Here is a 26,103-nt window from a genome sequence, read left to right as displayed (position 1 = left end):
GATTAACCCAGAGCCGCAAGGAAATTAGCCAGCTTTGAATCTATCTCGCGCCATTCGTCCTCAGCCGACGAGCCATCCACGATACCGGCGCCGGAGTACAAATGCACGGCGCGACCGGCGACCAATCCTGACCGGATCGCCACCGCAAACTCGGCTGAGTCTCGGCTCAACCAACCTACCGGTGCAGCATACCAACCTCGGTCGAACGGTTCCAACTCGTCTATCATCCGAAGCGCATTCTCTGTCGGCACACCCCCCACCGCCGAAGTGGGGTGTAGCATTGAGGCGATATCCATATCGGAGCGACCATTGTCCAACTGACCCTCAAGGCGCGTGATCAAGTGCTGCACACGAGCCAGTTTCATCAACGAATCGGTATCGTCGTGGTCGAGAGTCTGCCACTCGGAACATAGGTGCGTCATTACGCGGCTGATGTCTTCAACCACGAAGCGGTGCTCGATTATATCTTTCCGACTGTTGATCAGTTCCTGCTCCATTTGGAGATCTTCGTCGGCGGTGGCGCCGCGGGGTCGAGTGCCGGCCACCGCCTCCGATTCTATGCGACGACCCGACCGGCGGAACAGTCGCTCCGGCGAGGCGCCGACAAAAGCAGCGGGGGAATCAAACTGGAAAAGGAAGTGAAAACAGTCAACCGAGCGGTCTTTGAGCCGACGTAGTAATCTGACGGGATCAACCGTCCGTTCAAACAGCAGGTCCGACCGTCGGGCCAGCACAACTTTTGACAACGACCCATCTTTCACCGCCCGCAAAACGTGGTGAACAGTACTCTCCCACCCGGCCCGATCGGGCAAGTCGGTTCGGTCGATCATCGGCGACAAGTCCGACGGTTGTTGTGCATCGGGGAAAACAACAACTGAAAGGGCGTTTAATATTTCAGCACAATGCTCATGATCGGCCTGCAACCTGAGGTTGCAAACGAACCAACAGCGCTCGTCGGCCCGGTAGAGCTCGAATCGTGGCAGAACGAATCGACATGTTGCGAAGTCGCTCCATAGTTGATCTGCATTACCCGACCGATTGCAAAAGCGATGACCACCGAAGTATCTCATAGACCCGCCTTCGGCAGGATCATGATTGGATCGGCTTGGCCAGGGGGTGTTATCACTATCATGGTGTGAAGGCTCGATCAGATCGGCCACTCCAATACCGGCAGTCTCAAAAACGCCCTCGCGGTCGGACCAATACATCCGATCTGTCGCCGCCTGCACCTGCAGCCAGGCCAGTGAGTCAATCGGCGGCAGTTCCACGACCAATCTCTGAAGCTCCGGCGCCAGGGTCTCCACAGTCGAGACCGACGACAGCGCAGCCTGGATATGTTCAGCCATCAAAGGTAACACCTGTGAGTAATCTGTCGCTTTGGGATGAGTCGTTGAGATGGCCATCAGCTCGTCTTGTCCCCCTGGTAAATCGAGGCCACACCAAAGGTGAGTGGGGTCGCTCTTACGTTGGTGAAGCCGTTTTTTTCAAGCAAGTCACAAAACTCCCGGCCATGCGGAAAGCTCTCCACCGATCGATTGAGATGTCGGTAAGCAGCAGCGTCACCTGAAAGCAATCGGCCTACAATTGGCAGGAAATAGCGAAAATAGGCCAGGTAGCTGTAGTATAAGAGCCGGTTGCGAGGCAGAGAGAACTCAAGCACCAAAAGCCGCCCGCCGGGTCTGAGAACACGGTGGAATTCGCACAGTCCGGCCATCGTATCCGCAAAATTGCGAATCCCGAAGCCGATGGTGACAACATCGAAACTGTCCGCGGGAAACGGCATGACCGCTCCGTCGCCAAGGACCAGAGCCACCTGTTCTTTCCGTTGATTCCCGCGTAACTTTTTCCCACCCACTTCGAGCATCAGTGGGGCCAGGTCCAGACCAATTCCCAAGCCTATCTGCTCAGAATGCTGCTTTAGTGAGAGTATCAGGTCGGCGGTGCCGGTGGCGACGTCCAACAGGTGTAATTGAGAACCGGCGGGCAAATGGTCGACCAGGCGACGCCGCCAGACTACATCACGCCTTAATGAAAGCAGACGGTTCAGAAAATCATACCGGTGGGCAATACGGTCGAACATCCGCGCATTCTCGCGTTGGCGGGCGATGACGGGCTGATCAACCGACTGGTCATTTGAGTTGGCCGGTTTTTCCTGATTCACAATGGCAGAAATCACTTCCATGTTTCGACTCTCTCTCAATCGGCCGTTGCCGATCCCACAGATCGGACAATATACAGATTTGTTCTGCTAACACAAGTGGAGGTTAAGAGTTAGTGCAAATGCATCTTGCCAGAGGGGGCTGCCGGCATTAAGTTTACCACCTGTAACAAGTTCACAAGAAAGGACAATATGAAATACCGTCGTGTCGGTAAAAGCGGACTGAGAATCTCTGAAATCTCACTGGGCGGCTGGCTGACCTATGGGGGCAGTGTGGATTCGGAGTTGGGTGTTGAGATTGTCAGACGAGCGATTGAACTGGGCGTGAATTTTATCGACATCTCAGACATTTATTCCAAGGGCAAGGCCGAGGAAGTGATCGGACGAGCTATCGAGCCGATGACCCGATCCGACCTGGTGATTTCCAGCAAGTTGTTCTGGCCGATGTCGGACAATGTCAATGACCGTGGTCTGAGTCGCAAACATATCATGGAATCGGTGGAGAAGTCGCTGAAACGGATAGGCACCGACTACCTCGATATGTACTTCTGCCACCGTTTTGATCCTGAGACGGAAGTGGAAGAAACAGTTCGCGCTATGGACGATCTGGTTCGCGAGGGTAAGATTCTGTATTGGGGTACATCGGTCTGGGAGGCATCGCAAATCGAACAAGCGGTGAATGAGGCCAAAGCGTTCAGCGGATACTTGCCGGTTGTTGAGCAGCCCTGTTACAACATGCTGGACCGTCATATCGAAACCGAGATTCTACCGACCTGCACACGCTATGGAATCGGTCTCGTGGTCTGGTCGCCGCTGGCTCAGGGTCTGCTGACCGGCAAGTACGACCAGGGCGCGCCCGAGGACAGCCGAGGGGCTCGCACCGACTGGCTTAAGGGTATTATGACCGAAAGCAACTTGGCCAAGGTAAAGCAGATCGGAGCCATTGCCCGCGATATGAACATCACCACCTCACAGTTGGCTCTGGCCTGGACACTGCGCCTGCCCGAAATCAGTTGTGCAATTACCGGCGCCACGAATGTGACGCAGGTCGAGGAAAATGTGATCGCCTCGGATATCGAGGTGCCGTATGATGTTCTGGAGGCCATCGAATCGATACTCACAGGTTCCACCGGCGAATAGATCGGGTTTTGAGAAAAAACGTAAGGTCGGACCGCCTTTGCCGACTACTCTGCAAAAGATATAGAGAAGAAAAACTCTCAAGGAGAACAAAATGTATACAACTGTCCAGTCTTTTGAGGCTGAATGGAAATCTGTGTCCAAGAACACACTGAAACTGTTTGAAGCCTTGACCGACGAGTCGCTAAATCAGTCGGTATCCGGAGGTCACCGCACGCTGGGACGGATCGCCTGGCATATTGCAATGACTCTGCCTGAGATGGCCGGTCAGACCGGATTGGATTTCGCAGGTTTCGATCACGAACAGCCGGTTCCACAAACCGCCATGGAGATCACAGGGACTTATCAAAAGCTGGCCGCGCTTGTGGCCGAACGATGCATGGTCGACTGGACCGATGTCGAGATGACTGAAGAACTGGAATTATACGGCGAAAGATTTCCGCGCGGCGTCTGGGGACGATCCCTGATCCATCACGAGATTCACCACCGCGGTCAGATGACTATTCTGATGCGCCAGGCCGGGCTGGCCGTGCCGGGGCTATATGGTCCGTCCAAAGAAGAGTGGTCCACATTCGGTATGGAAGAGCCTGTGGTATAGCTGGAGCCTGGTGATTGAAAGTGTTGCTGGGCGGGGCGCCTGACGGCTCTCGACCTGAAAGGCAGGTGTCGGGCGGAGTCGCCACGACACCACCCAGGAATGCGGCCTTTGTCACCAAACCCGTCGGGCGGAGTCGCCACGACACCACCCAGGAATGCGACCTTTGTCACCAAACCCGTCGGGCGGAGTCGCCACGACACCACCCAGGAATGCGACCGTTATCAACAAGCCCGTCGGGCAGGGTCGCAACGACACCACCCAGGAATGCGACCTTTGTCACCAAACCCGTCGGGCGGAGTCGCCACGACACCACTCCCACAGACAAATACTGGCGAACGAGACGCAACGCATCAATGACGGCAGAAGTAGAAAAGCCGCCCCCGACTAAAACGGGAGCGGCTTCTTCTAATCAACTGCCCGAGACTCATGCTATTACTCAGGGACAAGCCTGCGGCGCCGGTCCATCGTTAAACATGTAGTCAACCAGGTAAACGAGATCACCAATATTAATCTCGCCCGAACCGTCAATGTCGGCCTCTTCGAGACACGGCGGCGCAGGCCCGGCGTTGAACATGTAGTCAATAATGTAGACCAGGTCTGAGATGTCGGTCACATCGCCGGTATCGTAGTCGATATTGCCTCTGGTCCCGACACAACAGGCAAAGTCACCATAGCATATTGCAAAGACCTGTCCGGAGTCGATGGTCAGTTGTCCATCGATGGCCTTGAATCTGACTCCGATGGAATCGGAACAGGCATCCAAAGTGGTCCCTCCGAATATTTCAAATATGGTATCGGCCGGCAGTTCGGTAGTATCATTGTAGTCAGTGAACTGGGTGGCCCCGAATTCATCACGATACGCAAAAGCTATGACAATTCGCGCCGAGTCGGTCGGATGAGGATTGTGTGCATGACCGACAAACCAGATGTCTTTATGGTCGGCCACTTCGGGATTCACCCACGCATACATCTCAGTTTCCGCCTCACCACCCGAACCAGACACTACGTAATCCGACACGGCCACCGAATCAAGATACGGCGACTGAGCTACATCGCCCACGCCGTCATCGTTGGTATCCTCCTGGTTCGGATTGTAGTAAGTCGGAGCGTTGTCGAGGCTATCGGGTACTCCGTCCATGTCGTTATCTGCTGATTCGGAAAAGGCGAAGACAATCCGTCGGCTGTTGGTTTTGTACCTGAGGGGATCCTTGCCCTTGATTCTTATGCGCTCAACCTTGCAGCCTTTCTTGTCCTTTCTGTCCCGGTAGGTTTGTTTTTTGTCATGGGCAACATAAATGTACTTGCGTCCCCGAACCTTCTTCCACCCAACCACCATTACACAGTGCCCGCCCTTGCGCTTGGTACCGCTGTATCTCCAGTAGCTCAGTTCAACATCCTCGCCATTGTCGATTTGTTGTTTAATCCATTCCCAAGTAACGTACCCGTTGACGCTTTCGTTAGTGCTTGATACCCCGTGCCTGGTGTATTTGGCCTGGTCCGGTAGGCCGCCCGTTTTTGTCCCCTGGTGCTTGCAGACGATCTTTCGGCTGAGTCCGTTCTTCTTCATATACTCGAATTTGCCGTTGATCATCCTGGATCGATTGACTCCCTTGCCTTTTCTGCGCGACGGCTTGGTTCCGCCCACCCAGCGTTTCATATACTTGTCCAGTTGACCGACAAGCGAGTTATCGCCTTTCAAACCTGGTTTGTGGTCGTGCGGCACTTTGATCTTGTACCTGTTTTCCAGCCACTGCAGGCTGTTGGCTATGGCAGCCGGTACACATTGGGATTTGGCCGCCTGAACATTAGGTACGTTCGGTCGTTTGACATCGTTTTTCTTGGAAGGTGTACCGGCACTGTCGACTGTAAAAATCGGTTCCGGCGGCGTGCCTACAAAACCTGATGTCTCCAGCGTATCTTCTCCATCACTGATAGCCACTTCATCCGGTATCACCGCAAACGAGGAACGGGGACCGTCGGTGAAACTATCCACCGGCTCCGAAGTGTATTCAATATGAGCGGTCAAAGCCGAAACGTCCTCACCCGGGGCGGACAGTAGTTGAAAATAAGTTAGAATGCTGCCAAAACCGTCGGCCGTGTCCAACCATATATTGTCGACCACCCACCCCTGATCGGTGTACACGTTCAGGTATCCGTCATTGAATCCGTAGTACGACACCAGTTGTTCAATATCCACTTCCATTGCGCCCCAATCCGAATTGAGTAAGGTGAGGCTATCGAAATAGAAATCAGTCTGACCGAAAGATACCCCCGGTATATCGCCCGCGGCCACAATTGTAATAGTAAACTGGCAAGCAGTGAAGTCCAGTCCGTCTTCTACGTGAACGGTAAATGTGAAAGTGCCTTCATCGGTTGGGTCTGAGTTGAACTCAAAGTCACCCGCGCCGTCGATGGTGAACACTCCCAGCGGGTACGGCTGCACTTCTTGAATGGAAAAGGTGAGCGCATCGCAGGCGTCGGCGTCCTCGGCCTCTACGTCATGAAAAACAACCTGGCCCTGGTACCCATACAGCTCGGCATCACATCCCTCCACGAACACAGGTGGTTCGTTAGTGAATATGACTTCAGTCCAGGAGGTGTCGCAAGCACCAAGGGTGTCGCAGACTTCAATGCCCAGAGTATGTATTTCCATCACATCTTCAGGCATCGGCATATACTGCCACACACCGGTGGGGCCTTCCACTGCCCCCATTCCGGATATCAATGTGAACCAGAGGGGGCTGCCTTCCGGGTCGGTTGCATCGAAATCGTATGTGGCCAGGTTGCAGTGATCAAAGAAAAGGCTTACTGGATTGTTAGTGAAGAAGGGAGGTGCGTTGGGTATCTGCTCGATTTCCCAGCAGTGCGGTCCGTCCCAGCTTGGTATGACACCGCCACCACTCCAGGCCCAGTACCAGGTGACAGTGGGCGGTATGAAGGCTGAGTCCAGACAGAGAGTCAATCCTTCATCGCCGAGATAGACTTCGGTACCAATGGAGAGTACGACCTGAGAATAACCGAGGGGAAAGCCTTCGCCGTACATGGCTACTGCATAGAATCCAACGGTGTCCGCTCCCCAGCCCGTCACACTGTTGGCGAATGTGCCCATACCGAAATCGAACCGGGACGACCAACCGATATCCATGGTGTCCAACGTAATCGGACGCCAGGACGCACCGTCGGGCGACCAAACCTGGAAACCATGGTTCAGGCCAACTACGGCCGAATCATTGTTGTTTGTCAGCCTCAGGTAAAACCCGATGTCCGTGTCCACCGCCAGGTTGTTGGGCGTAGACCCTTCGCCGACAACATGGTCCAGCGAAAGACCGGCCGACACAGGGCTGCTCATAGAAGCCGCGAGCACCACCAGCGTAATTGCCAGATGCGTCTTCATAGAATCTCCTCCGATTGACTTTTGAGTACATCATCCTGCCCGAATCATTTTGTCTTCTAAACGTTAGTCTGTTCGACAAGCCAAAGGTTCACACTTAGCATTCGAGTTGAGAGCAGCGACCGTCTTTGGCTGATTGCTTCGTGTGGATGCAATCGACCTTATTCTGATGTGAGACTGAACTTGGTGCCCTGGGTTTCCGGTAACTCAGCCTTTGACCACACCCAACGGGCGCAGGCGGGCGACTTTTTTGGTCAGGCCGGAGCGGTGCGAGACATCGACGACATTGTCGATATCCTTGTAAGCACCCGGCGCTTCCTCGCTGATGATGCGACGGTTCTTGGCCCTGAGATAAATGCCGCTGTCTTTCAGTTGACTTTCGACTTTTTCAGCCGGATGCTGCCTGATCGCGGCATGGCGTGACATCAAACGCCCGGCGCCGTGACAACTTGAACCGAACGAATCGCTCATGGCCCGCTCGGTGCCGACCAGTAGATAGCTGGCTGTACCCATGTCGCCGGGGATCAAGACCGGTTGGCCGACCGCGCGATAAGGCTCCGGCACCGCTGGATGGCCCGGACCAAAGGCGCGAGTGGCGCCTTTCCGATGGACATAAACCTCACGCTTACCCTGCGCCGATTCATGCTGTTCCAACTTGGCAATGTTGTGCGCGATATCATAAACCTGCCGCATCCCCAGCTTCTCGGCCGATTGTCCGAACACTGTCTGGAATGACTCCCGTATCCAGTGTGCAATCAACTGCCGGTTGGTCCAGGCATAGTTGGCCCCCGCTTTCATGGCCGCGAAATATCTCTGAGCTTCGTCGGACGTTGCCGGTGCGCAGGAAAGCTCCCTATCAACCAGCGGCAGTCCATACTTCTGATTGGCACGCCGCATGACTTCGAGATAGTCGGTACAAATCTGATGACCGCAACCGCGTGAGCCGGTATGGATCATGACGACAATCTGATTGACCTCGGTGATACCGAAGGTCGTGGCCGTTTCGTTATCATAGATGGCATCGACTCTTTGTACTTCCAGAAAATGATTGCCGGCGCCAAGGGTGCCCAGTTGCGGAGCGCCTCGTTTTTTCGCGTTGTCACTCACCAGTGACGGGTCGGCCGAGTCCATCGCGCCCATCTCTTCGGTCGCGACAAGATCATCCGACCAACCGTAGCCGTTCTCCACGGCCCAACTGGAACCGTCACGCAGGACGCGGTCCATCTCGGGCATCGAGAGATGCAGTCTTCCTTTGGAGCCGACACCGGACGGGACGTTTTCGAACATGGTGTCAATCAGTGCCTGGATGCGTGGTCGGACATCGTCCAGATGCAGATCGGAGCGCAACAGACGCACGCCACAGTTGATATCGTAGCCGACACCGCCGGGCGAGATTACACCTTCGTGAGCATCGAAGGCCGCAACGCCACCGATGGCAAAACCGTAACCGTGATGTATGTCGGGCATGGCGATGGAGTAGTTGACGATTCCCGGCAAGGTGGCCACATTCACCACTTGTTCCGGCGCATTGTCGCGGGTTATAGACTCGATCATCCGGTCGTCGGCGTAGATCAAGCCCGGCACCTGCATGTTTAGTCCGAGACGTTTCATGGCCTCCGTTTGATAGTCCTGCGGAATCTCAAAGCGGCAATCGTCCAGTTTTTCAAGGGGACCTTCCCAACTTCTGGCGGGTCCGGCTGCGCGTCTGTGTTTCTTTTTCACAATCGCCTTCCGGTTGGTATCCACTGGACAACTTGGTGCCATCTCATCCCGCGTAGGGGGCGGCCTTGCGTCGCCCCAAAAAGCCACTTGTGGCCTCGACTGCGCTCGGGGTGACTAAGATCGGCGGAGACAAGCCCCGCCGCTACGCGATAATGATGCTCCGTAGTGAAGGAGCTCAGGCAGCCGGCCACCCGCCATCCAATTAGTCTATACATCCAACAACACCTTTACGTGCGATTCGTCATCGCTGTCGGTATTATCTACTATCTCCATCAAGTGGTATGACACGCCCTTAACGTGATGACCATGTGCGTGCTTCTGTTCATCAAACTTCTCCCCTGTCGCCTTGGCGGTTAACCTGGTCGAGCCGAGCAACACGACTGTGAAATCCGTCAAGACCAGATTGTCGACCTCAAATCGAACCAACAATTCCGACAAAAAGCCAACCAACAGCCCTTCCAGATCGACCGATTCTACAGTTATGGATGTTTCGATTTCCGGAGTGATTTTGGACCCGCCGGTAATCAGTTCAAACAAAGCCTCCCCCGCCACAGCAAACGCCTCCGGCAAATCGGCGCCGTAGGCTGTGTAACCGATGTCGGCGGTGTGTTCAAACAGCTCATGCCGTTTCATCGAAGCCCTCCACAAAGGCCTTGATGCAGTAGGCCATATCCGTTGCATAACCGCCTTCGAGAACTGCAAAGCAAGGCCTGCCGAGTTCGGCGATCAGAAGGCCGATGGCTCCAAAGGTATCGCGGTCGAGGTTCATGTCGGTGATGGGATCGTTTTGGTAAGCATCAAAACCGGCCGATACGGCAATCAGGCCTGGGTCGAAATCGTCTACATCATCCAGCGCTTTTTTGAACCGATCAAGAAAGGCTGACCCCTCGATCCCGGCCGGAAGCGGGTAGTTGCGGCAGTTTAGCTCATTGCTTAGGCCGGTGCCGGGATAGAGCGGGCTCTGGTGAAGCGAAACAAACAGAATTCGATCATGTCCCAGAAAGATGTCCTGGGTACCGTTGCCATGATGACAGTCGAAATCGACAATCGCCACTCGTTCAACTTCGGTCAACGCCCACGCCGTTGCGATAGCGACATTGTTGAAATAGCAAAAGCCGCCAAGTTGGGACCGTCCGGCGTGATGACCCGGCGGACGCATTAGTGACATGGCCACCTGGCCACCGAGCGATAGTTCTGCCGCTTTCAAGGCCGCACCAGCGGACCGGCGGGCGATGTCGAAGATGCCGGGGTGGGCCGGTGTGTCCGGATCAAAAAAGTTCTCGCTTTGGACCTGCTCGATCAGTCGATGGTCGTGCACACGCTCGATATCTTCAACTCTCGCTTCCTGCGGCTGGACGATCATGTATTGACCTTCAAGCAAGTCAATTGCAGAACTGACCCGCTCCGGTCGTTCGGGATGACCGGGGCTGTGGTATTGGAGACACTTGGGATCGTAAACAAGTTTCAATGGTACCTTCGTTTTTGGAAGCTCGGACCAGCGCCGGAAGATAATGAACAAACCGGGCAGACTCAAGCTCGTATGCGAGTTGATCCGGCAGACCGTCAAGCTTCAGATTTACAGGTGCAGTCGGGCGACTCGCCTGACTGTCTTATGGCAGCACAGATTGTGTCGGGTCACATCCCTGCTCTCAGGCTTGTTGAAAAGGTCAGAATCTTCGTCATTGCGAGCGAACCCCGCCGCAGGCGGGGCGGGGGAGCGCGGCAATCTCATGCCTCGACTCCGCTCGTCCCGCGACTCCGCCCGGGATGACAGATGTGTGGCGAATTGAGATTGCCGCGGCCACGCGGAGCGCGTGGCCTCGCAATGACGGCGACCGGGGTTTATCGACACTCCCTCAAGTTGAGGGAGTCAAAACATAAACTATTGACTTGCCGGTTTGATCCTGCGTATAATTTGCAGTGCGAGAAGCATTCAGATCAATTCACACCATGCGGTCTGCCGCAGGAAGGACAAATGGGTAAACCGGCTGCCCGAATGGGCGACATGACAGTACACGGCGGCAGCATCGTGGTCGGCTGCCCGACGGTGTTGATCGGTAACAAACCGGCTGCTCGCGTCAGTGACATGCACACCTGTCCAATGCAAACTCCGGCTCCCGTGCCGGTGCCGCATGTGGGCGGACCTATCCTGCCGCCTGGTGCGGTCACCGTGTTGATCGGCGGTATGCCGGCTGCTTGCGTCGGTGACATGGCCACCTGTGTCGGCCCGCCGGACTCGATCGCCCCACCCGGTGAACCGACCGTGCTGATCGGCCCCGGCGGTGGTGGTGGTGCCGGCGCCGGACGAGCAGGCGGTGGCGGCGCCCAGCAAGAAGGCGAAGCCGGCGGCGAGGGTGGCGTCTCAGCCGAGATAGAAGACGAAGGCGAGGACCACTTTCTGCATGTCGACTTTGTGGACCAGGGTGGTTTCCCGGTCATGGGAACTTCTTATAGTCTGACAAAGTCGGGCAGCATGATAGACGAAGGCGTCCTCACCGGTCGGGTAAAAAAAACCGGCATCGAATCAGGCAGCTACGACATCGAACTGCGAGTCATCACCAAAGCCGAGTGGTCGGCCCAGGAGGCTCAGGTAGGCGACGAAGTCGGACTTACGGCCGATTGTTCCGGCATTGAGGACGGCACCGATGCGCAACTTGTGATAATGTTGCGTGACTTGAATGCACCCGACCGCGAAATCAAAGCTATCGAAAGCTCGGTCTCAGGCGACAAAATCGAAGGTACGTGGACGTTTGAGATTAATGAAGACTTGCTGCCGGTTCAGAATGAACGCAGTGGTCGGCAGGGTTACTCTTCACCGGCGTATTACTTTGTTGCCAAAGCGGCAGGCTGTTCGGCTCGTTCGAAACTTCTGAAATTCAAGGCCCGGGTAGATTTGAAATTTGTGGACGATGAGGGTAATCCGATCGCCAACACACCATTCAAGGTCTATTGCTCTAACGGTGTCATCAAGAAGGGTACACTGGATGGCAACGGCGAAGCACGCGTGGAAAACATCCCTCCCGGTCGCATACGGGTGTCTCTCTTTACCGAGGATTAAGGCTCATTGACGTCCCCTGCAGGAATCGAAAGTAACACGAATGCCTGACCCAAACCGAATCGACGCTACCCGAAGCGGAGTTTCAGGTGAGCTTCCAACCACTACTGGTAGTGTTGAGTGTACTGTCAATAAAGTACATGTTCACATTCTGGAGATGGAGGATGTGTTATTCCATCTCAACAGTGCGGTCATGATGCCAGCCAGACCTTCTGGCCAGAGTTCTGCTGATGGCACCGCCGATGACGCTACCGACCCCGGCGATGCTCAGACACAAGAATTGCAGGACAGGTACACAGGGATCAAGGCTCTGGCCCTGGTATTCAGGCAAATCGAGGTTGAGCCGACCCATCGCATGGTGGTCGCGGGGCATACCGACACCTCCGGTGAAGACTCAATGAATTTTGAATTGTCCCGCCTGCGAGCGGATGGTGTGCGATGCCTCCTGACCGGCGACCGTGAGGAATGGGCAAGGCTTTCATACGGTCGTCACCGCGTAGAAGATTATCAGCAGATAATGCTGTACTTCGCCACTGAAAGGCGATGGAACACCAATCCCGGTCCAATTGACAACGTCTGGGGCTCCAAAACGAAGGCGGCAACCAAAGAGTTTTTCTCACAGGTCGGCATAGCTCCCGCCATGGCGGTGGCTGTTGGAAATAACCCGAGCAAGTCATGGCCGATTCAGGCATGGCAGGCGGTCTATGATCTTTACATCGAAGATCTCGCCGGCGCCCTCGGCGAGGACACCGACCAGTTTAAGGCTCGCCAGTCTTCAATAGGGTCGAAGTTTATTGATCCGCGAAAGATGATTGTAGCATGCGGTGAGTCCTTCCCCGTCGACGACACTGATAAGGACAACTATCGCTCACAGCTTAACAGGCGTGTTGAGGTTCTCTTTTTTGACAAGGACGATGCCCCCAGCCTCACCTGCCCACACCAGACGAGAACCAAACATACCAAAGAAGAATGCCCGATATGGTGTGATCACCATATTACACGTAACTACATCGAACCGGCCGACTTCTATGCTGTCGACTATCACCTTCAGTTCAAGTATTTCGACCGTGTGAAAAAGCAGTTTCAAAACGTCCCCGGCCCCATTGATATCAAAGCTTTCAAGAGGAACGAAGCTGCCGGAAGCGCCCCCGAGCAGATCGGCTGCGTTTCGCACTATCAAAACGGCGTCCACACGGCACGGGTCAGATTCGGTGAGGAAAACCCGGACTTCACCGGCAAGCTCCTCTATTTTGAGTTTTCGGCTCCAGAACGTGCCGGGACACCGGTCGTTCGCATGATCCACACCTCGGGGCCGGACGCCACACCGCATGTGGTGGACCGCCCGTCGGATTTCAGCACCAAGTCATTTGCCGAAAAGTACCAGTATTATGATCTGCCGATGAAATGGTCGTCACATAACTATTTCACGAGACATGAAAGCACTCCGGCCAACGACGAGCGTTTCCACGTTCATGTTAAGGACAAGCGGCAACTGAAACCATACGGGGCCAATGTCACCGCCCAGGATCAACCGCTTATGTTCTCGCTGGACGACATTGTGTTGTTCGATGCCGCCAACACGCACGATCAAAACATACAAGATGCCAACCAGGCCGGAACGGCCAAGGCGCTGTGTGCCGGCGGCGCCAATCCCGGCTCACGCGTGAAAGTGTTTGTTGTCGACTCAGACAGTCACTGTTTGAAACTCTGGCAGAAACCGAATGATGATCACACCTCCGCTCCCCCGCCCCCATCCGGCGCCCCTGCTCCCAGCTCACCCGGTTCGAATATCACCACGGCCAGGCAGGAACGGATCCGGTTCGAGCGCAACCTGGTTTCCGGGTTGGCGCCGGGCGGTGTGATCGTGCATTTTCGGGATGATTTCTACGCCATCAGTGACCAGCGCACCACCAACCAGCCGGCCGACTGGATGGACCTGGCCCATAAACCGGTCCTGGGAGCGCGTAAGGCGATACGTGATGACACCAATCGTCACCTGAAGTGGGAGCGCAACGTGAGTGGCGATCCGTTGGGCTACACCGGCGATTACGAGTTGCATTACTTCCACCAATTGTATTTGGAAGATGCCCACCCGGTGTCGTTCATGATCGTCTACATATCGATGAACTTCATGCTCTCGGCCAAGGGCGCCCAAGCCCGCACCGCCTGGGCGGCGGTGCCTGACAATGCGGACATGGATGATGTATCCAATTTCGTGAACATTGGGGTCTACAGCGCCAATGATCGATTGAACCAGAAAAAGTTCTACTATGACGAAACCACCTCCAGCGACAGTTCGCTGTTGATCAAGCCGTGCTATCTCATTGACGAACGAGAGACTTTTGAGATACCTCTGGCCTCGGCGCCCAGCGGCATCGATTACAAGAAGTCTGCACAGGTGGGAAACCTGCTGACCCACGCCAGTGTAAACGCGGCCAAAGCAGCCGCCTTTGGCGGCCCGGTCAAGTGGATTACCTGTATCACACCGGAAGCCGATGGCTCCTGGGCCTGGTCGATCCGCAGCGCCAGCGCCACCCGGCCCCATTCGGTCATGAGCCTGCGTAAATCAACCTACCAGCACCCCACCGGTAACTGGTCATACCAAACCGGCGGCTATACCGAAGACGGCGAGAGTTATGACTGTTTCGTATTCGCTCATGAGTTGGGCCATGCGACCAGTTTGCAGGATGAGTATATCAAAACGGAGAGCATCAATATCGGCGGCAACAGTCGCAGCCATTACGCCTTCTCGCACCATCTGATTCAATACACGATGAATCCCAACAACGACGCTGTGTTGATGTACCACAACGGTGCGCCGCGTTTGCGTCATTGCTGGTACCATTTGCATTTTCTCAACACGACCATCCAAGCTATCCCGGCAGCCAATGCACACATCCTGAAGAACAAGACATTCGCGCTGAGATTCCAGAGGGGCTCGAAGGACCATACTTTCTCACGCAACATTAACTGGACACCCAGCGGCGCGGCACCGACTGCCGGCTCGGCCTCGATCAAGAGCGACATCCGCGAGGCGGTCATCAAAGAGGGACAGGCTCGAGTGCCGAACATGGTGGGCGTCTCGGCCGCACCCGATCTGACTACGCTGAGTGCCGCCCTTCAGGCCAAGGTCAGTTTCGATGCCACCGGTAACATACTGGCCTGGACCGACAACGCTGTCATGTCCAACGCCGACCGCGACTCGTTACGCGGACTCTTCACGGCTGACGCCAACAAAAACAAAGTTAACGACCTTCAGCAGAAAACGCGGTCGCTGCGGCGCTTGCTCCTGGCTCTATATGATGTGGGACAGGATGAGTCGTCCGAAGGCGAGTCATCATCGAAAGGCTGTTTCACTGGCAACCAGAACGGCTACCGCTACCATGGCGTGCTGGTGGTTCGGGTGATGATCGGTGTCGATGTCGGCGCTCCAGCCATGACAGGGGCCAATGTCCACGCCAAACTGGGACACATTAGGGCCGCCTGGGTGAGTCTAAACCAGAAGTACCGCCTTAGCGGAGGACCTGCGGAAATCGAGAAAGTGTATATACACTTTCTGCCCGGTTTCAAAAGTCAGGCCTCAGCCGGTACCGACTGGAACTATGCAATGCAGTTTGTGACCGGTTACTCGGAGATCTTAACCGGCACTCTTGACACCAGTACACTCTCGGCCGGTCTTCAGACTAAAGTAACCTACACGGCAGGTTCGCATGCGCTGGCCTACAGTGGAGTGATGACAACTGCCCATCGTGTGGAACTGAACGGTGCTGTGGACGCCGGTGACCGGGCCAAAGTGGAGGCGCTCTATCAAAAAACAAATCTGGCCAGCGCCGATGGACGAGTCGATGTCGCCCAAACCTTGACCGGCACTCAACTCAGAAAACACTTTCTCAATATGCAAAGCGGTGAAACCGAACTTGCCGCGCTGAAATTCCTGGAAACCTGGATGAACGATAAACTCAGCGCTTCGTACACCCTGGAGCAAATCCCGGCGGGGGGACCATGATTATCGGCGCCATAATGGACAATAGCTTTATGAGGAACAGGATCGTTGATGAAAAAGACGAAAATCCGGCAGCGAACCACACAAACGGCCTGGGTGGTTGGCCTTTTGTTGATGGCGGCCTGCTGTGGCCGAATGTGCCCCTCGGCCGGGGAGTCGATCATGACTGATAGGACGGTTTTGAACTCAGGTATCTACGGCGATCTACAAAATCGTTCCTCTCTTCCGGTCACCGGGCGTATCAGCGGCATGGAACTTTACCACGCCAAGGCTGCAGACATAGCGCAACCAGGACGCCCCCTGGTCCTATCGATAGCGGGCGACAACCTGGTGGTCGGCTATGGGAACCATCTCATTTGTCTCAATCGCACAGATGGCGCCCTGCGTTGGAATCGGTCGATGCGAGGCAATCACTTCTTTCAGTCATCCAACCTCGGTATTCTGACATTGGACCAAGCCGCCCAACATGTGCCGCTGAGTTTGGACAATCGGCTGGGTGAGGAGACCTATCTCGCCTCGGTTCACGAAGAGACGTTTCTGCACCTGGTCACCACTATGTCCGACGGTTCCTGGGCGTATATTGTCGAGCAATATCCGGAGCCGATGAGTGAACCGGACGAGGAACCCGAAGAACCGGCCACACGGTTCGTGCGCTACCATCCGGGACAGATGGACGTGCGCTGGGAGTTTGTCATGCCGCCGGAACCGCGCGGCGTGGCACTGACAGAGGACGGCAGCCGTATGTATGTAGCATTCCGAAAGAGCCTGTACAGTATTCCAACAGAGGCAACCACAGACGATCATGTGACGTCAATGGAGTTCGCCGACATCAGGTCGCTGGCTGCAGATGGAAACGGAAATGCGCTGGTGCTTGATGTCGTTGAGCAGGTGGCTAATCTCACCCTGGTCAAGTCGGATGGGTCCATTGGGTGGACGGCTGCTTTCGACAATTCTGATGTATCCGATCAACCGGCCGCTTCATCACGCGACGGCTCGATTTATATGGTCGTGCATAATACGCTTCACCAGGTGCGGGATGGCCAGATCAAGTGGAGCTATCCGTTGAAGGCCAAGACGAGTGAAATCGGTATCACTGTACTGTCGGACAATTCGGTGCTCGCAGGCGCCGGTACGGCGCTGTTGCATGTTTCCGACTCAGGCCAGGAGATACTTACCAAATGGCTGGATAGCGCCATCCGCACACGACCGATCATGGATGAAACTGGAATAGTATATTTCGGCGCCGATGACGGCATTCACAGCCTGAAATAGATGGGACTTGACTAAATGGCTGCATCGAATAACGGATTCAAAATCGACCTGCCGGATGGCTGGGAGGATCAGACCATCCACTACTTTATGGGCCCCGAAGAGAGCGGGCTGCAACACATTCTATCGTTGCAGGTGGACACTCAACCAAGCTCGAACGACCTGGAAGAGTACGCCCGCGACCGGGTTGAACAGATGCTCGAAAGTATTCCCGATGCGGAAGTGTTGAAAGAAGAAGAAAAGCAACTGCCCAGTGGGGCTCAGGCTTATGAAGTCGTTTACAAGTGGGCGCCGTCGGAGGACAAAGTAGTCTTTCAGAAGTTAGTCTTCGTACAACATAGCAAGACCATGTACAACTTCAACGGAACCTTTACCAAGAAGACGATCAAGACCCTTGGCGTGGAAGTTGATCGCATGATTCAGGCTTTCATACCGGGATCGGAATTGTAGAGGATACCTGATCGCATGGCGCTCAAGTTCACCAAGAGTACCGACAGCGAACACGAAGTCAAGCTGAACTCAGAGCTGATCTCGGTGACCTGGACCTGCGGTTTGGCTATCGGTGGACAATCGGCAGCATTTCAGGTGCAGACCGAAATGGTCGGTGAGGGTGCGCCGATCAAAGTTAAAGGCAATAGCGAAAAAGGCAAGAGTCTCGGCAATCTTTCGGGTGTGGTCAGGCGCAACAGTTTTTCAGGCGCGTTTGATATTCCCGAAGACATCGAACTGGGCGACAAAGTGTTTTTCGAGGCCAAGCTTCCCAAGAACAGCCTTGAAGGTGAGTCCGAACACATCCCGGCCTATCCCCCGATTCGAGTTACCAACCTGGCTTGGAGCGATCAGCAAGCGCGACGTGGCGACACCCTTACACTCACTGCCGACATCAAAGGTCTGCCCAACGAGACCAAAGTTGAGGTCATGATTTACGAGTACCACCCGGATGCCGGCCCGGACCGGGTCACGAGCCTGCCAACCAAAATCGAGGATGAAAAAGTGGAAGTGCGTTGGCAGTATGACTATTTCAGACCGGCTGACGACATCCCGAGTGAGTCGGAGTTACAGGAACGCGACGAACAGCGCCACTACGTCCACCCGGAGTATTTCTTTACTATTAAGGTGGAAGGCGTCGAATACGGCCGCGAACGAGAGTCGGGTTTGCTGAGGTTTAGGGATGGATATCGAGTAACCTTGACCAATGCTGACGGAACACCGGCGGTCAACGAGGACTATGTGCTGCATCTTGCAGACGGTACGCAGCGTAGCGGCACTCTTGACAGCAGCGGCCAGGCCATCGAGCGAGGCCTGCCACCGGGCGAAGTCAGAGTAGAGTTTCCCAATCGCTGCGAACAGGTAGAGGAGGGAAATGATTGGCTTGATGAGGACTAAGACAGATGGTCGCCAGGCTCAGCGTTGGAGCAGTGACCTACGGAGACAGGCTCTGAGGACCGACCCCTAAGACTTAGGTTGGGCGAGATATGGAGGACGCAGGCACTTGAAAGTGATATTGTTCGTCTTTGCGCACGGCAAGCTGTATGCCGACTACCAAAAGGATGTCAATTGGATCAAACCTTTCGTGAAGGATGACAGTAGCGAAAAGACTCTGATAGCTTCAGTGGGCAGCGGGTTGTTTCGCAGTTTCCAGGCTGCCGTAGATACCACGATTTACTATTATGTGCCCAGAACTATAGCGCTCGCAGCCACCTCCGCACGCGGCATCCACCCACTCCTTTTGAAGGGTTCTGTCAAGAAGGACAGCGAGTACTCAAAAACCACTCTCTCTCTGCGGTCACTGGATAAGGATTACAGCGCCGCCATAGTTGTCCCACCGGTTTGTCGTTGCGTCGATCCGACATTGTTGAATAGTGATTATCCCTCCAGTGTAACGTATAAGAAATCGTCGAAGGTGCCTGATTATAGTTTTTCGCCACCCAGGACATTACAGGAACTGAACTTCCTGGCTTGGGGCATTTATGCACTGTGTGGTTGGAAGCTGGACTGTCTTTATGACTCCAATGCACTACAAAGAAACACGCCTCTCTCGGCAATCGTGATGGAAGTAGGCAAAACCTACACGAAGATGGATTCTTTGGAGATTCATTTGGTTTGCTGCCGAGTTGAAGTGTTGTCTTTTGAGGAGGCGAGCAACGGCGAACCAAAAAAGAAAGCAAAGATGAGAGAAAAGGTGTTGAAGACCACGGATACCTCAAACTGGTCTGCAAACATCCATACGCTCACATACCGAGATTTGGATACCAGGATTAAGACCGAGTTTACCGATACTTAGCACCCGATTGATGACCGTCTTTATCTGGCAGGTCGCTACGGCCATTCTCGCTACCTGAGCAGGCCGACGGGATTAGGCGGGTTGTCATGAATTCTACCATAAAAAGTAAAACCCGACCCAAATAATCCATCCTTCGAGTTCGTATTAGAGAAGATAAGTGCGACGTCTCCACTTTTGAGTGGTGGCAATACTCTGAAGTGTGGGATGGACTGAAGCGAAGTGCTCAAGTTTACAAAAGCGACCGACAGCGAACACGAAGTGAAACTGGATTCCGAGCTGATCTCGGTCACCTGGACATGCGGCAAAGCTATCGGCGGGCAAACGGCATCCTTTGTGGTGCAAACCGAAATGGTCGGCGAGGGGGCACCGATCAAAGTCAAAGGCAAAAGCGAAAAAGGCAAAAAACTCGGCAAAGTCACTGGTGTGGTCAGGCGCAACAGTTTTTCAGGCGCTTTTGACATACCGGAAGATATCGAACTGGGTGACAAAGTCTTTTTCGAAGCCAAGCTTTCCAAGAACAGCCTCGAAGGCGAGTCCGAACACATCCCGGCCTATCCCCCGATTCGTGTTTCCAATCTCAAGTGGAGCCAACAGGAGGCAAGGCGCGGCGACACTGTCACTCTCAGCGCTGACATTAAAGGCCTACCCAACCAGGCTGAGGTTGTGATTGTCATCTACGAGTATGATCGGGACGGCACACATGATCCAATCTCCGAGCTACCGACCAATGTTGACAACGAGAAGATCGAAGTATCATGGGCATACGAGTACCACGAAGACACGGACGAGATAAAAACGCAAGAGGAGCTTGATGATTACGACGGCGATTATAACCCGCCGGAATACTACTTCACTATAAAAGTGGAAGGCGTCGAGTACGGCCAAAACCAGGAGTCGGGTCTGCTGACATTCAAAGACTGGATGGAGATTGTCTTGACCGACCACGCCGGGGCGCCAGTGGCGGATCGGGAATACACGCTGACGCTGGCTGACGGTACCGAGAAGAAGGGAAAGCTGGATGCAAGCGGTCGGTCGCGAGAAGAGAACCTGCCGCCCGGCAACATCAACGTAACCTTCGCCGAACCGGACGACGACGGCCCCGAGCCCTGGGGGGGTGGTCGATGACCGGAATCAGAGGAACTGCGGCATCGGGTGAGTCGGCTGAATTCACAGAGCCGGGCGGAGAGATGTTCTACGCCTTCGTGGCCGATATTGAAGGAACTCTGGACGCCCCCCACGTAATATTTCTGGATGCCGCCGAACGCGATTTTGTCGATGACTTCGCCAGAACGGAACTGCCCCCTGATGAGTTTGCCAAGGATGGTAAGATGCCGGGATGCGTAGTGCGAATGGCCATGGGTGAAGGCGACCATGCCCAAATCCCGGGTACCCGCAAGCCGGTAGACCTGCAACCATGGACCTGGTACGTGCTGACCTTGATCCGGACCGATGATCCGGCGCCGGAAGGAACAGAAGACGAGGAGGGGTATGCTCAATGGTTCGATGCTGAGGATTTGGTCACCGACGGCAGGAGTTGCATGGTCGCCCTCATTGACGATGTGACTGACGAGGAACGAGAAACACTGGCCAACCTGTTCGCCGTAAGGGGCGAAGAGTTGAGCTGATAGGATGGGTCGGTATGTTTCGTAGGTATCTCAAGTTCGTGCGCAGCGGAGGGGCACTGCAGTCGCCGATGAAGCGACATAAATCCGGACCGGCTCCCGGGCCGGCGGCTCCCCCCCAGCTACCTCCTCCGCCCCCGCACGTTTTCACTCCCTTTTTCGTAGGTGTCCATAACATCGGACAGGGATCGTCGGTGGCTATCTATGACATTCTGGGTAGACCAAGAATCTATTTTGATTTCGGTTTTCCTTTGATGTGCTACTTCCGGACGGCCGTACCCAACAGTCAGGTCTATCCCGGTTGGGGGGGATGGGCGGGTAATAATCCTGCTTTCCCGGCTTTGGCCAATCCGCCCGCCGGAACACTCCATCGAACTTTCCGCAACCCACGAGCCTGTTTGCACAATACCGACATGATAATACTCTCGCATTGGGATTGGGATCACTGGTACCAGGCACACGCCAACATGGCCAACATTGCCGGGACGACCATTCCGGTGGTAGCGCCGGTCCAGCCGGTGGGCGGTCAGGCGCTGGGCTTCTGGAACGCACTGGGCCTCCGTGTTCCTCCCGCGCGGTACGTGTGGCCGGTCGGCCAGGTCTGCCGTGAGTTCGTATGGGGATACTTGCTAAAGTGCAACGGTCCGGCGGGGAACGTCAACCGCACCGGCCTGGCCGCTTTGGTCCGGATGAGGCGAGATCCTGCCGTTGCCTACCCGGTTCGACCGCTCCTGGGCGCCAACGTAGCAGCTCCCGTGTTTTCAGCCAACGAGCGATACATACTGCTGATGGGCGACGGCGAGTTTATCGATCTGCCGATTTTCAACGCCGCCGGTCCGCCCTTTTGGCCTGCTAATATGCGCCTGGTTGGCATGACTGCCTCTCACCACGGCGGTAACCTGGCCACACCGGCGGCACAGATACCTACTCCGGCCGTAGGTGCGCCCGGAAGAATCACTTTTTCTTACGGTGTGAGGCACGCTCCGGGGCCGCCGCCACTGCCGGGAGCGGTGGGAGGTCCGGGTGTTGTATGCAGACACTGTTACACTCACGGTGTGAATGAAGGCCATCCCCGCAACGCTGCGGTGACGGCTTATCATGGCCAGGGCTGGACCTACCGCATGGACTGTGGCAATGACGTATGCGCCGGTCCGGCGCTGGTATGGGGGCCCAGACAGACCGACAACAATTTCGCAATGGTGATTCCGGGCGGCTTCGGTGGAGCAGTTTGGCAGGCTTCGTTTCAATTCGATGGACACGGACCGTGCGCCGGAGCGTGTATGCTGAGGAACTTTCAAACCTAAGCCGCGGCCCGCTCGGCTGGGCAATAACGAGAGGACCGGCAGCGGGTGAGGTCATGGTCGAGTTTCCCGCCCGCCGGCAGAGACTGTTTAGTGAACGAGTACTTTGGCGCAAACCTGTTCTCAAAGGGAAATGTATTATGGAGGTAGCATTCTACAACATTGAAAAGTGCGGAGAATCCTCAGACCCGGAAAAGAAAATGAAAGTAGATGAGTTTTTGGCTAAGTTTCTCTGGGATTTTGAGTGTGATATTGTTTTTCTGGCCGAGGTCCATGCTGCTCGCGTCGACGACTTCGTAAATCATATACAGGCGATGAAACCCAAGTACCACGTGGAATCGGCTTATGGCTTTGGGAGCTGCAATTACGTCTGGGCTCGATCCAAATTTGTTTCAGTTACGTCGGTGGATGACGTAGGACCCAGACCCCTAATAATCTTCGCAAAGACGGGTGAACCGGCAGTGGGCGTCATCCATGCCAAGTCCGGCCAAAACGCCTTGACGGTTAAGCAGCTAGAATACTATGCCCTCCTGCTGGAGACCAACTCTGCTGGCATGTGGGCCTTGACAGGTGACCTGAACTACGACGAAGCGAAGTTCGAAAGACTGACTCTGCCAGTTGGCGCACACGGCGGTACAGTGTGGGAAATTACTCAACACAAAGGCGGGTGTCTGGACTGGGCCATATTGGGAGCCGCCACCAGAATAAAACTCAACACGTTCAGGACCGCAAAAGCAAACATGCAGGGTGAGTTGCTGGAATTGGAGCAGCCAGACCACGCACCGGTGTTCTTCGATTTCGATTAGGCGGCGGGTCTCACGGACGGCAAAGGTACGACACCGTTCACAATCCGGATTACGGCCACAAAACAACTTGACATCGAAGAAACCGTGGACCTATAATGATGTTTTCCGGGCACATTTTCCGAAACTTCTACTTCGGAATCTGTTTCCGCTACGTATGTCTTAGCAATAGGGAAATTGCAAACTATGGATATAGCTAACTACTCATCGGATTCGAGAACTGTCATTAAAGTGGCCCGTGAGGTCACGGCCGAGTTCCGTCATCCCGAAATCGAAGTCGAACACCTCCTGATCGCTGTGGTGCGGCACGAAGGCTCTGAAGTCGAATCGATTCTCAACCAGGTCGGCAAAAGCCCGGCCTTTATCGAATCAGTTATCGAGGACCATCTCAAAGCCCAGTCCAGCCGCTCCACGCCGCGCGAAAAACTGGCCATCTCCCCCGCAGTCCACGAGGTTCTGACTCAGGCACTGGACGAGAAGGCCAAGCTCTACGATGCCCTGGTCGAGCCTGAGCATATTTTCATTGCCGCCTTCGATCCCCAGTCGAAACTCAACCCGGTCGTGCGCGACAAGATCGACCTGTCCAAAGAAGACATCTACCGCGCTATCGCCGACTCCAAATCTGTTCAGGAAATCGCCACAGCTGCCCCGACCGCTGAAGGCGCTGCCGCCGATTCGTCGGCCAAGCCGGTTTCCGGCACCCTGCGCTACTGCACCGACATGACCAGCCGGGCCGCAGCCGGTGAATTCGACGCCATGATCGGCCGCGAAGAAGAGCTTCAACAAATGATCCAGATTCTGCTTAGACGCCGCAAAAACAGTCCGGTCCTGACCGGCGGCGCCGGTGTCGGCAAGTCGGCCATAGTTGAAGGCTTCGCTCAAGCCGTTATCAACGAGAAAATCCCCAAAACATTACTCGGCGTCAAAGTGATGGAAGTGGATATGGGCGCCATGGTGGCCGGGGCCAAGTACAAAGGTGAATTCGAGGAAAGATTCAAGGCTTTGATCGGCGAAGTGGTCAAGTCAGCCGGAAAAATCGTTCTGTTCATCGATGAAGTCCACATGATCTGCGGTGGCGACGGTGGTGGCGGCATGGATGCAGCCAATTTGCTGAAACCAGCACTGGCCCGTGGGCAGATCAGGCTGATCGGCGCTACCACTGAAGAAGAATACACCAAGTATCTCGAAAAGGACAAGGCTCTCGATCGACGCTTTGAGCGCGTTAAAGTCGGGGAACCGCCCTACGATGACGCTGTTCGCATCGTTACCGGCGTGGTCGACAGCTATGAAAAGCACCACGAGTTGACCTATACCAAAGATGCCGTGACGGCTTCGGTCAAGTACTCGCAACGATACTTGAGCGAACGTAACCTGCCCGATGTGGCGCTTGATCTGATCGATGAAGCCGGTTCCGAGTTCAGCGTCAAAGAAGAATTCGCCAAGGAGAAACTGCCGCAGTTGAGCGAGCGCACCAAGGATCTGGCAAAAATGATCAAGGAGTGCGAAGCTCAGAAGGCTCCCGAAAAGTCCGAGGAGTTTGAGCAGCTCAAGTTGGCATACGACGAATTCGCACGAGACATAGAGCGGTTGCACGACGCCTGGGGCTATCGAATTGAGGCGAGCGCGGGAGGTGGAGAATGAAAATCGACAAGATGAACTTAGACGATATCAAAGCCGATCTCAAAGATCGCAAAGGGCAGCTAAAAAAAATCGCCGCCATGGTCGAAAAGGTCGAGCGAGTGATTGATGATCCTGATATCGGCGCCGTGGTCTCCCGGCGCACCGGTATCCCCCTCTCCAAAATGATGACGGCGGAGAAAGACCGGCTGGTCAAGATGGAAGAGTTTATGTCGGCTCAGATCATCGGTCAGGAAGCAGCCATCAAAGGTATCGCCAACGCCGTCCGCAAGGCGAGGGCCGGGTTGAAACTGCCCAACCGCCCGGTCGGGTCGTTTTTGTTTTTGGGTCCCACCGGAACCGGCAAGACATATCTGGCCAAGCTGCTGGCTGAGTTTTTGTTCGACGACAAGAACGCCATGGTGCGGCTGGATATGTCCGAATTCATGGAGCCTCATTCGGTGGCCAAGATGATCGGCGCTCCGCCCGGATATGTCGGTTACGAGGCCGGTGGCGTGCTGACTGAAGCGGTGCGGCGCAAGCCGTTCTCGATTGTGCTCTTTGATGAAGTCGAGAAAGCACATCCCGATGTGTTCAATGTTCTGCTTCAGCTTCTGGACGACGGTCGCCTGACCGATGGCCAGAACCGCACGGTCGACTTTTCCAACTGTGTGGTTGTGCTCACGTCCAACTATGCCGCCGACAAAATCCTGGATGCCGACCGGGAAGGGCGCGAGGTCGACATGGAGGAGGTGCGAGGCTTTCTGTTCACCAAGTTCCGTCCTGAGTTCCTCAACCGGCTGACGGATATAATTGTCTTTCACTCGTTCACCCAGGAACAAGTCGAGAAGATCGCCGGTTTAGAATTCAAAGGCCTGTGCAAGCTGCTGGAGGATCAGAACATAACGGCAACCCTGTCGGACGAAGCGAGGCACAAGCTGGCTGTGGACGGCTACACTATCGAACTGGGTGCGCGACCGATCCAACGCATCATTGAACAGGAAATTGTAAACAAGCTATCAGTAGATATAATCACCGGCTGTGTTTCGGCCGGTGACAATGTGACAATCGATGTCAAAGATGATGCCTTCGTCTTTACGGTGACTTCTTAGACTAAGGCAAAATGAATTAGCAAAACGGAGG

19 protein-coding genes and 2 pseudogenes are annotated in these 26,103 nt (G+C 55.0%); 15 read left to right on the top strand and 6 right to left on the bottom strand.

Going from position 1 to position 26,103, the window contains the following annotated elements; translation table 11 throughout:
- Positions 1–2 precede the first annotated feature (2 nt).
- Both OEV49_02505 and OEV49_02500 read right to left on the bottom strand, forming a co-directional pair.
- Positions 3–1,403, bottom strand: a complete 1,401-nt coding sequence (locus tag OEV49_02505) for an isochorismate synthase (protein MDH3889929.1) — start codon at positions 1,401–1,403, stop codon at positions 3–5.
- Positions 1,403–2,182: a ubiquinone/menaquinone biosynthesis methyltransferase gene (locus OEV49_02500; GenBank protein ID MDH3889928.1), complete on the bottom strand. Its 780-nt coding sequence runs from the start codon at positions 2,180–2,182 to the stop codon at positions 1,403–1,405. The genes OEV49_02505 and OEV49_02500 overlap by 1 nt, the downstream gene beginning before the upstream one ends.
- 168 nt (positions 2,183–2,350) lie before the next feature.
- Between OEV49_02500 and OEV49_02495 the strand changes: the two genes are divergently transcribed.
- A complete protein-coding gene (locus OEV49_02495; protein MDH3889927.1) occupies positions 2,351–3,298 on the top strand; it encodes an aldo/keto reductase family protein in 948 nt (315 codons plus the stop codon).
- A gap of 91 nt (positions 3,299–3,389) precedes the next feature.
- The gene (locus tag OEV49_02490) at positions 3,390–3,893 is read left to right on the top strand and encodes a DinB family protein (GenBank protein ID MDH3889926.1); all 504 of its coding nucleotides are present in this window, start codon (positions 3,390–3,392) and stop codon (positions 3,891–3,893) included.
- Positions 3,894–4,329: 436 nt separating this feature from the next.
- Here OEV49_02490 and OEV49_02485 read toward each other — a convergent pair whose 3' ends face one another.
- The 4 genes from OEV49_02485 to OEV49_02470 all read right to left on the bottom strand — a co-directional run bounded on the left by OEV49_02485 (position 4,330) and on the right by OEV49_02470 (position 10,474).
- A complete protein-coding gene (locus OEV49_02485) occupies positions 4,330–7,287 on the bottom strand; it encodes a VCBS domain-containing protein (protein MDH3889925.1) in 2,958 nt (985 codons plus the stop codon).
- Positions 7,288–7,491: 204 nt separating this feature from the next.
- Positions 7,492–8,895: an RtcB family protein gene (locus OEV49_02480; GenBank protein MDH3889924.1), complete on the bottom strand. Its 1,404-nt coding sequence runs from the start codon at positions 8,893–8,895 to the stop codon at positions 7,492–7,494.
- 318 nt (positions 8,896–9,213) lie between these two features.
- Positions 9,214–9,639, bottom strand: a complete 426-nt coding sequence (locus OEV49_02475; GenBank protein ID MDH3889923.1) for an archease — start codon at positions 9,637–9,639, stop codon at positions 9,214–9,216.
- Positions 9,626–10,474: a histone deacetylase family protein gene (locus tag OEV49_02470; GenBank protein ID MDH3889922.1), complete on the bottom strand. Its 849-nt coding sequence runs from the start codon at positions 10,472–10,474 to the stop codon at positions 9,626–9,628. Before OEV49_02470 ends, OEV49_02475 begins: the two co-directional genes overlap by 14 nt.
- A 510-nt stretch (positions 10,475–10,984) precedes the next feature.
- Between OEV49_02470 and OEV49_02465 the strand changes: the two are divergent.
- From OEV49_02465 to OEV49_02405, 13 genes and pseudogenes are all read left to right on the top strand, one after another.
- Positions 10,985–11,065 (top strand): annotated as a pseudogene (locus tag OEV49_02465) (type VI secretion protein).
- A 27-nt stretch (positions 11,066–11,092) separates the two neighbouring features.
- Positions 11,093–11,281: pseudogene (locus OEV49_02460) on the top strand (PAAR domain-containing protein).
- 823 nt (positions 11,282–12,104) lie between these two features.
- Positions 12,105–16,067, top strand: coding sequence for a hypothetical protein (locus OEV49_02455; protein ID MDH3889921.1), 3,963 nt, complete (start codon positions 12,105–12,107; stop codon positions 16,065–16,067).
- A gap of 48 nt (positions 16,068–16,115) precedes the next feature.
- Entirely contained in the window at positions 16,116–17,336 is a 1,221-nt protein-coding gene (locus OEV49_02450; protein MDH3889920.1) for a hypothetical protein, read from the top strand.
- 15 nt (positions 17,337–17,351) lie between these two features.
- A complete protein-coding gene (locus OEV49_02445) occupies positions 17,352–17,783 on the top strand; it encodes a DUF1795 domain-containing protein (protein ID MDH3889919.1) in 432 nt (143 codons plus the stop codon).
- Between the two features lie 15 nt (positions 17,784–17,798).
- A complete protein-coding gene (locus tag OEV49_02440; protein MDH3889918.1) occupies positions 17,799–18,719 on the top strand; it encodes a hypothetical protein in 921 nt (306 codons plus the stop codon).
- Positions 18,720–18,825: 106 nt separating this feature from the next.
- A complete protein-coding gene (locus OEV49_02435) occupies positions 18,826–19,617 on the top strand; it encodes a hypothetical protein (protein ID MDH3889917.1) in 792 nt (263 codons plus the stop codon).
- A 219-nt stretch (positions 19,618–19,836) separates the two neighbouring features.
- Positions 19,837–20,742, top strand: a complete 906-nt coding sequence (locus OEV49_02430; GenBank protein ID MDH3889916.1) for a hypothetical protein — start codon at positions 19,837–19,839, stop codon at positions 20,740–20,742.
- On the top strand, positions 20,739–21,242 hold the full coding sequence (locus OEV49_02425) for a hypothetical protein (GenBank protein MDH3889915.1): 504 nt from the start codon (positions 20,739–20,741) through the stop codon (positions 21,240–21,242). The genes OEV49_02430 and OEV49_02425 overlap by 4 nt, the downstream gene beginning before the upstream one ends.
- A 14-nt stretch (positions 21,243–21,256) precedes the next feature.
- Positions 21,257–22,543: a hypothetical protein gene (locus OEV49_02420; GenBank protein MDH3889914.1), complete on the top strand. Its 1,287-nt coding sequence runs from the start codon at positions 21,257–21,259 to the stop codon at positions 22,541–22,543.
- A 137-nt stretch (positions 22,544–22,680) separates the two neighbouring features.
- On the top strand, positions 22,681–23,346 hold the full coding sequence (locus OEV49_02415; protein ID MDH3889913.1) for an endonuclease/exonuclease/phosphatase family protein: 666 nt from the start codon (positions 22,681–22,683) through the stop codon (positions 23,344–23,346).
- Positions 23,347–23,529: 183 nt separating this feature from the next.
- The gene (locus OEV49_02410) at positions 23,530–24,984 is read left to right on the top strand and encodes an AAA family ATPase (GenBank protein ID MDH3889912.1); all 1,455 of its coding nucleotides are present in this window, start codon (positions 23,530–23,532) and stop codon (positions 24,982–24,984) included.
- A complete protein-coding gene (locus tag OEV49_02405) occupies positions 24,981–26,072 on the top strand; it encodes an AAA family ATPase (GenBank protein ID MDH3889911.1) in 1,092 nt (363 codons plus the stop codon). Before OEV49_02410 ends, OEV49_02405 begins: the two co-directional genes overlap by 4 nt.
- The last annotated feature ends 31 nt before the right edge of the window (positions 26,073–26,103 follow it).

Source organism: Candidatus Zixiibacteriota bacterium, from assembly GCA_029860345.1.
Classification (GTDB): Bacteria; Zixibacteria; MSB-5A5; order GN15; family FEB-12; genus JAJRTA01.
This window is presented reverse-complemented; position numbering and strand designations above follow the sequence as displayed.

Bases quoted from the DNA above. Each gene is read 5' to 3' on its own strand.
- OEV49_02505 (MDH3889929.1), bottom strand. From the start codon at position 1,403: ATGGCCATCTCAACGACTCATCCCAAAGCGACAGATTACTCACAGGTG.
- OEV49_02500 (MDH3889928.1), bottom strand. From the start codon at position 2,182: ATGGAAGTGATTTCTGCCATTGTGAATCAGGAAAAACCGGCCAACTCA.
- OEV49_02495 (MDH3889927.1), top strand. From the start codon at position 2,351: ATGAAATACCGTCGTGTCGGTAAAAGCGGACTGAGAATCTCTGAAATC.
- OEV49_02490 (MDH3889926.1), top strand. From the start codon at position 3,390: ATGTATACAACTGTCCAGTCTTTTGAGGCTGAATGGAAATCTGTGTCC.
- OEV49_02485 (MDH3889925.1), bottom strand. From the start codon at position 7,287: ATGAAGACGCATCTGGCAATTACGCTGGTGGTGCTCGCGGCTTCTATG.
- OEV49_02480 (MDH3889924.1), bottom strand. From the start codon at position 8,895: ATGAAACGTCTCGGACTAAACATGCAGGTGCCGGGCTTGATCTACGCC.
- OEV49_02475 (MDH3889923.1), bottom strand. From the start codon at position 9,639: ATGAAACGGCATGAGCTGTTTGAACACACCGCCGACATCGGTTACACA.
- OEV49_02455 (MDH3889921.1), top strand. From the start codon at position 12,105: ATGCCTGACCCAAACCGAATCGACGCTACCCGAAGCGGAGTTTCAGGT.
- OEV49_02450 (MDH3889920.1), top strand. From the start codon at position 16,116: ATGAAAAAGACGAAAATCCGGCAGCGAACCACACAAACGGCCTGGGTG.
- OEV49_02445 (MDH3889919.1), top strand. From the start codon at position 17,352: ATGGCTGCATCGAATAACGGATTCAAAATCGACCTGCCGGATGGCTGG.
- OEV49_02440 (MDH3889918.1), top strand. From the start codon at position 17,799: ATGGCGCTCAAGTTCACCAAGAGTACCGACAGCGAACACGAAGTCAAG.
- OEV49_02425 (MDH3889915.1), top strand. From the start codon at position 20,739: ATGACCGGAATCAGAGGAACTGCGGCATCGGGTGAGTCGGCTGAATTC.
- OEV49_02420 (MDH3889914.1), top strand. From the start codon at position 21,257: ATGTTTCGTAGGTATCTCAAGTTCGTGCGCAGCGGAGGGGCACTGCAG.
- OEV49_02415 (MDH3889913.1), top strand. From the start codon at position 22,681: ATGGAGGTAGCATTCTACAACATTGAAAAGTGCGGAGAATCCTCAGAC.
- OEV49_02410 (MDH3889912.1), top strand. From the start codon at position 23,530: ATGGATATAGCTAACTACTCATCGGATTCGAGAACTGTCATTAAAGTG.
- OEV49_02405 (MDH3889911.1), top strand. From the start codon at position 24,981: ATGAAAATCGACAAGATGAACTTAGACGATATCAAAGCCGATCTCAAA.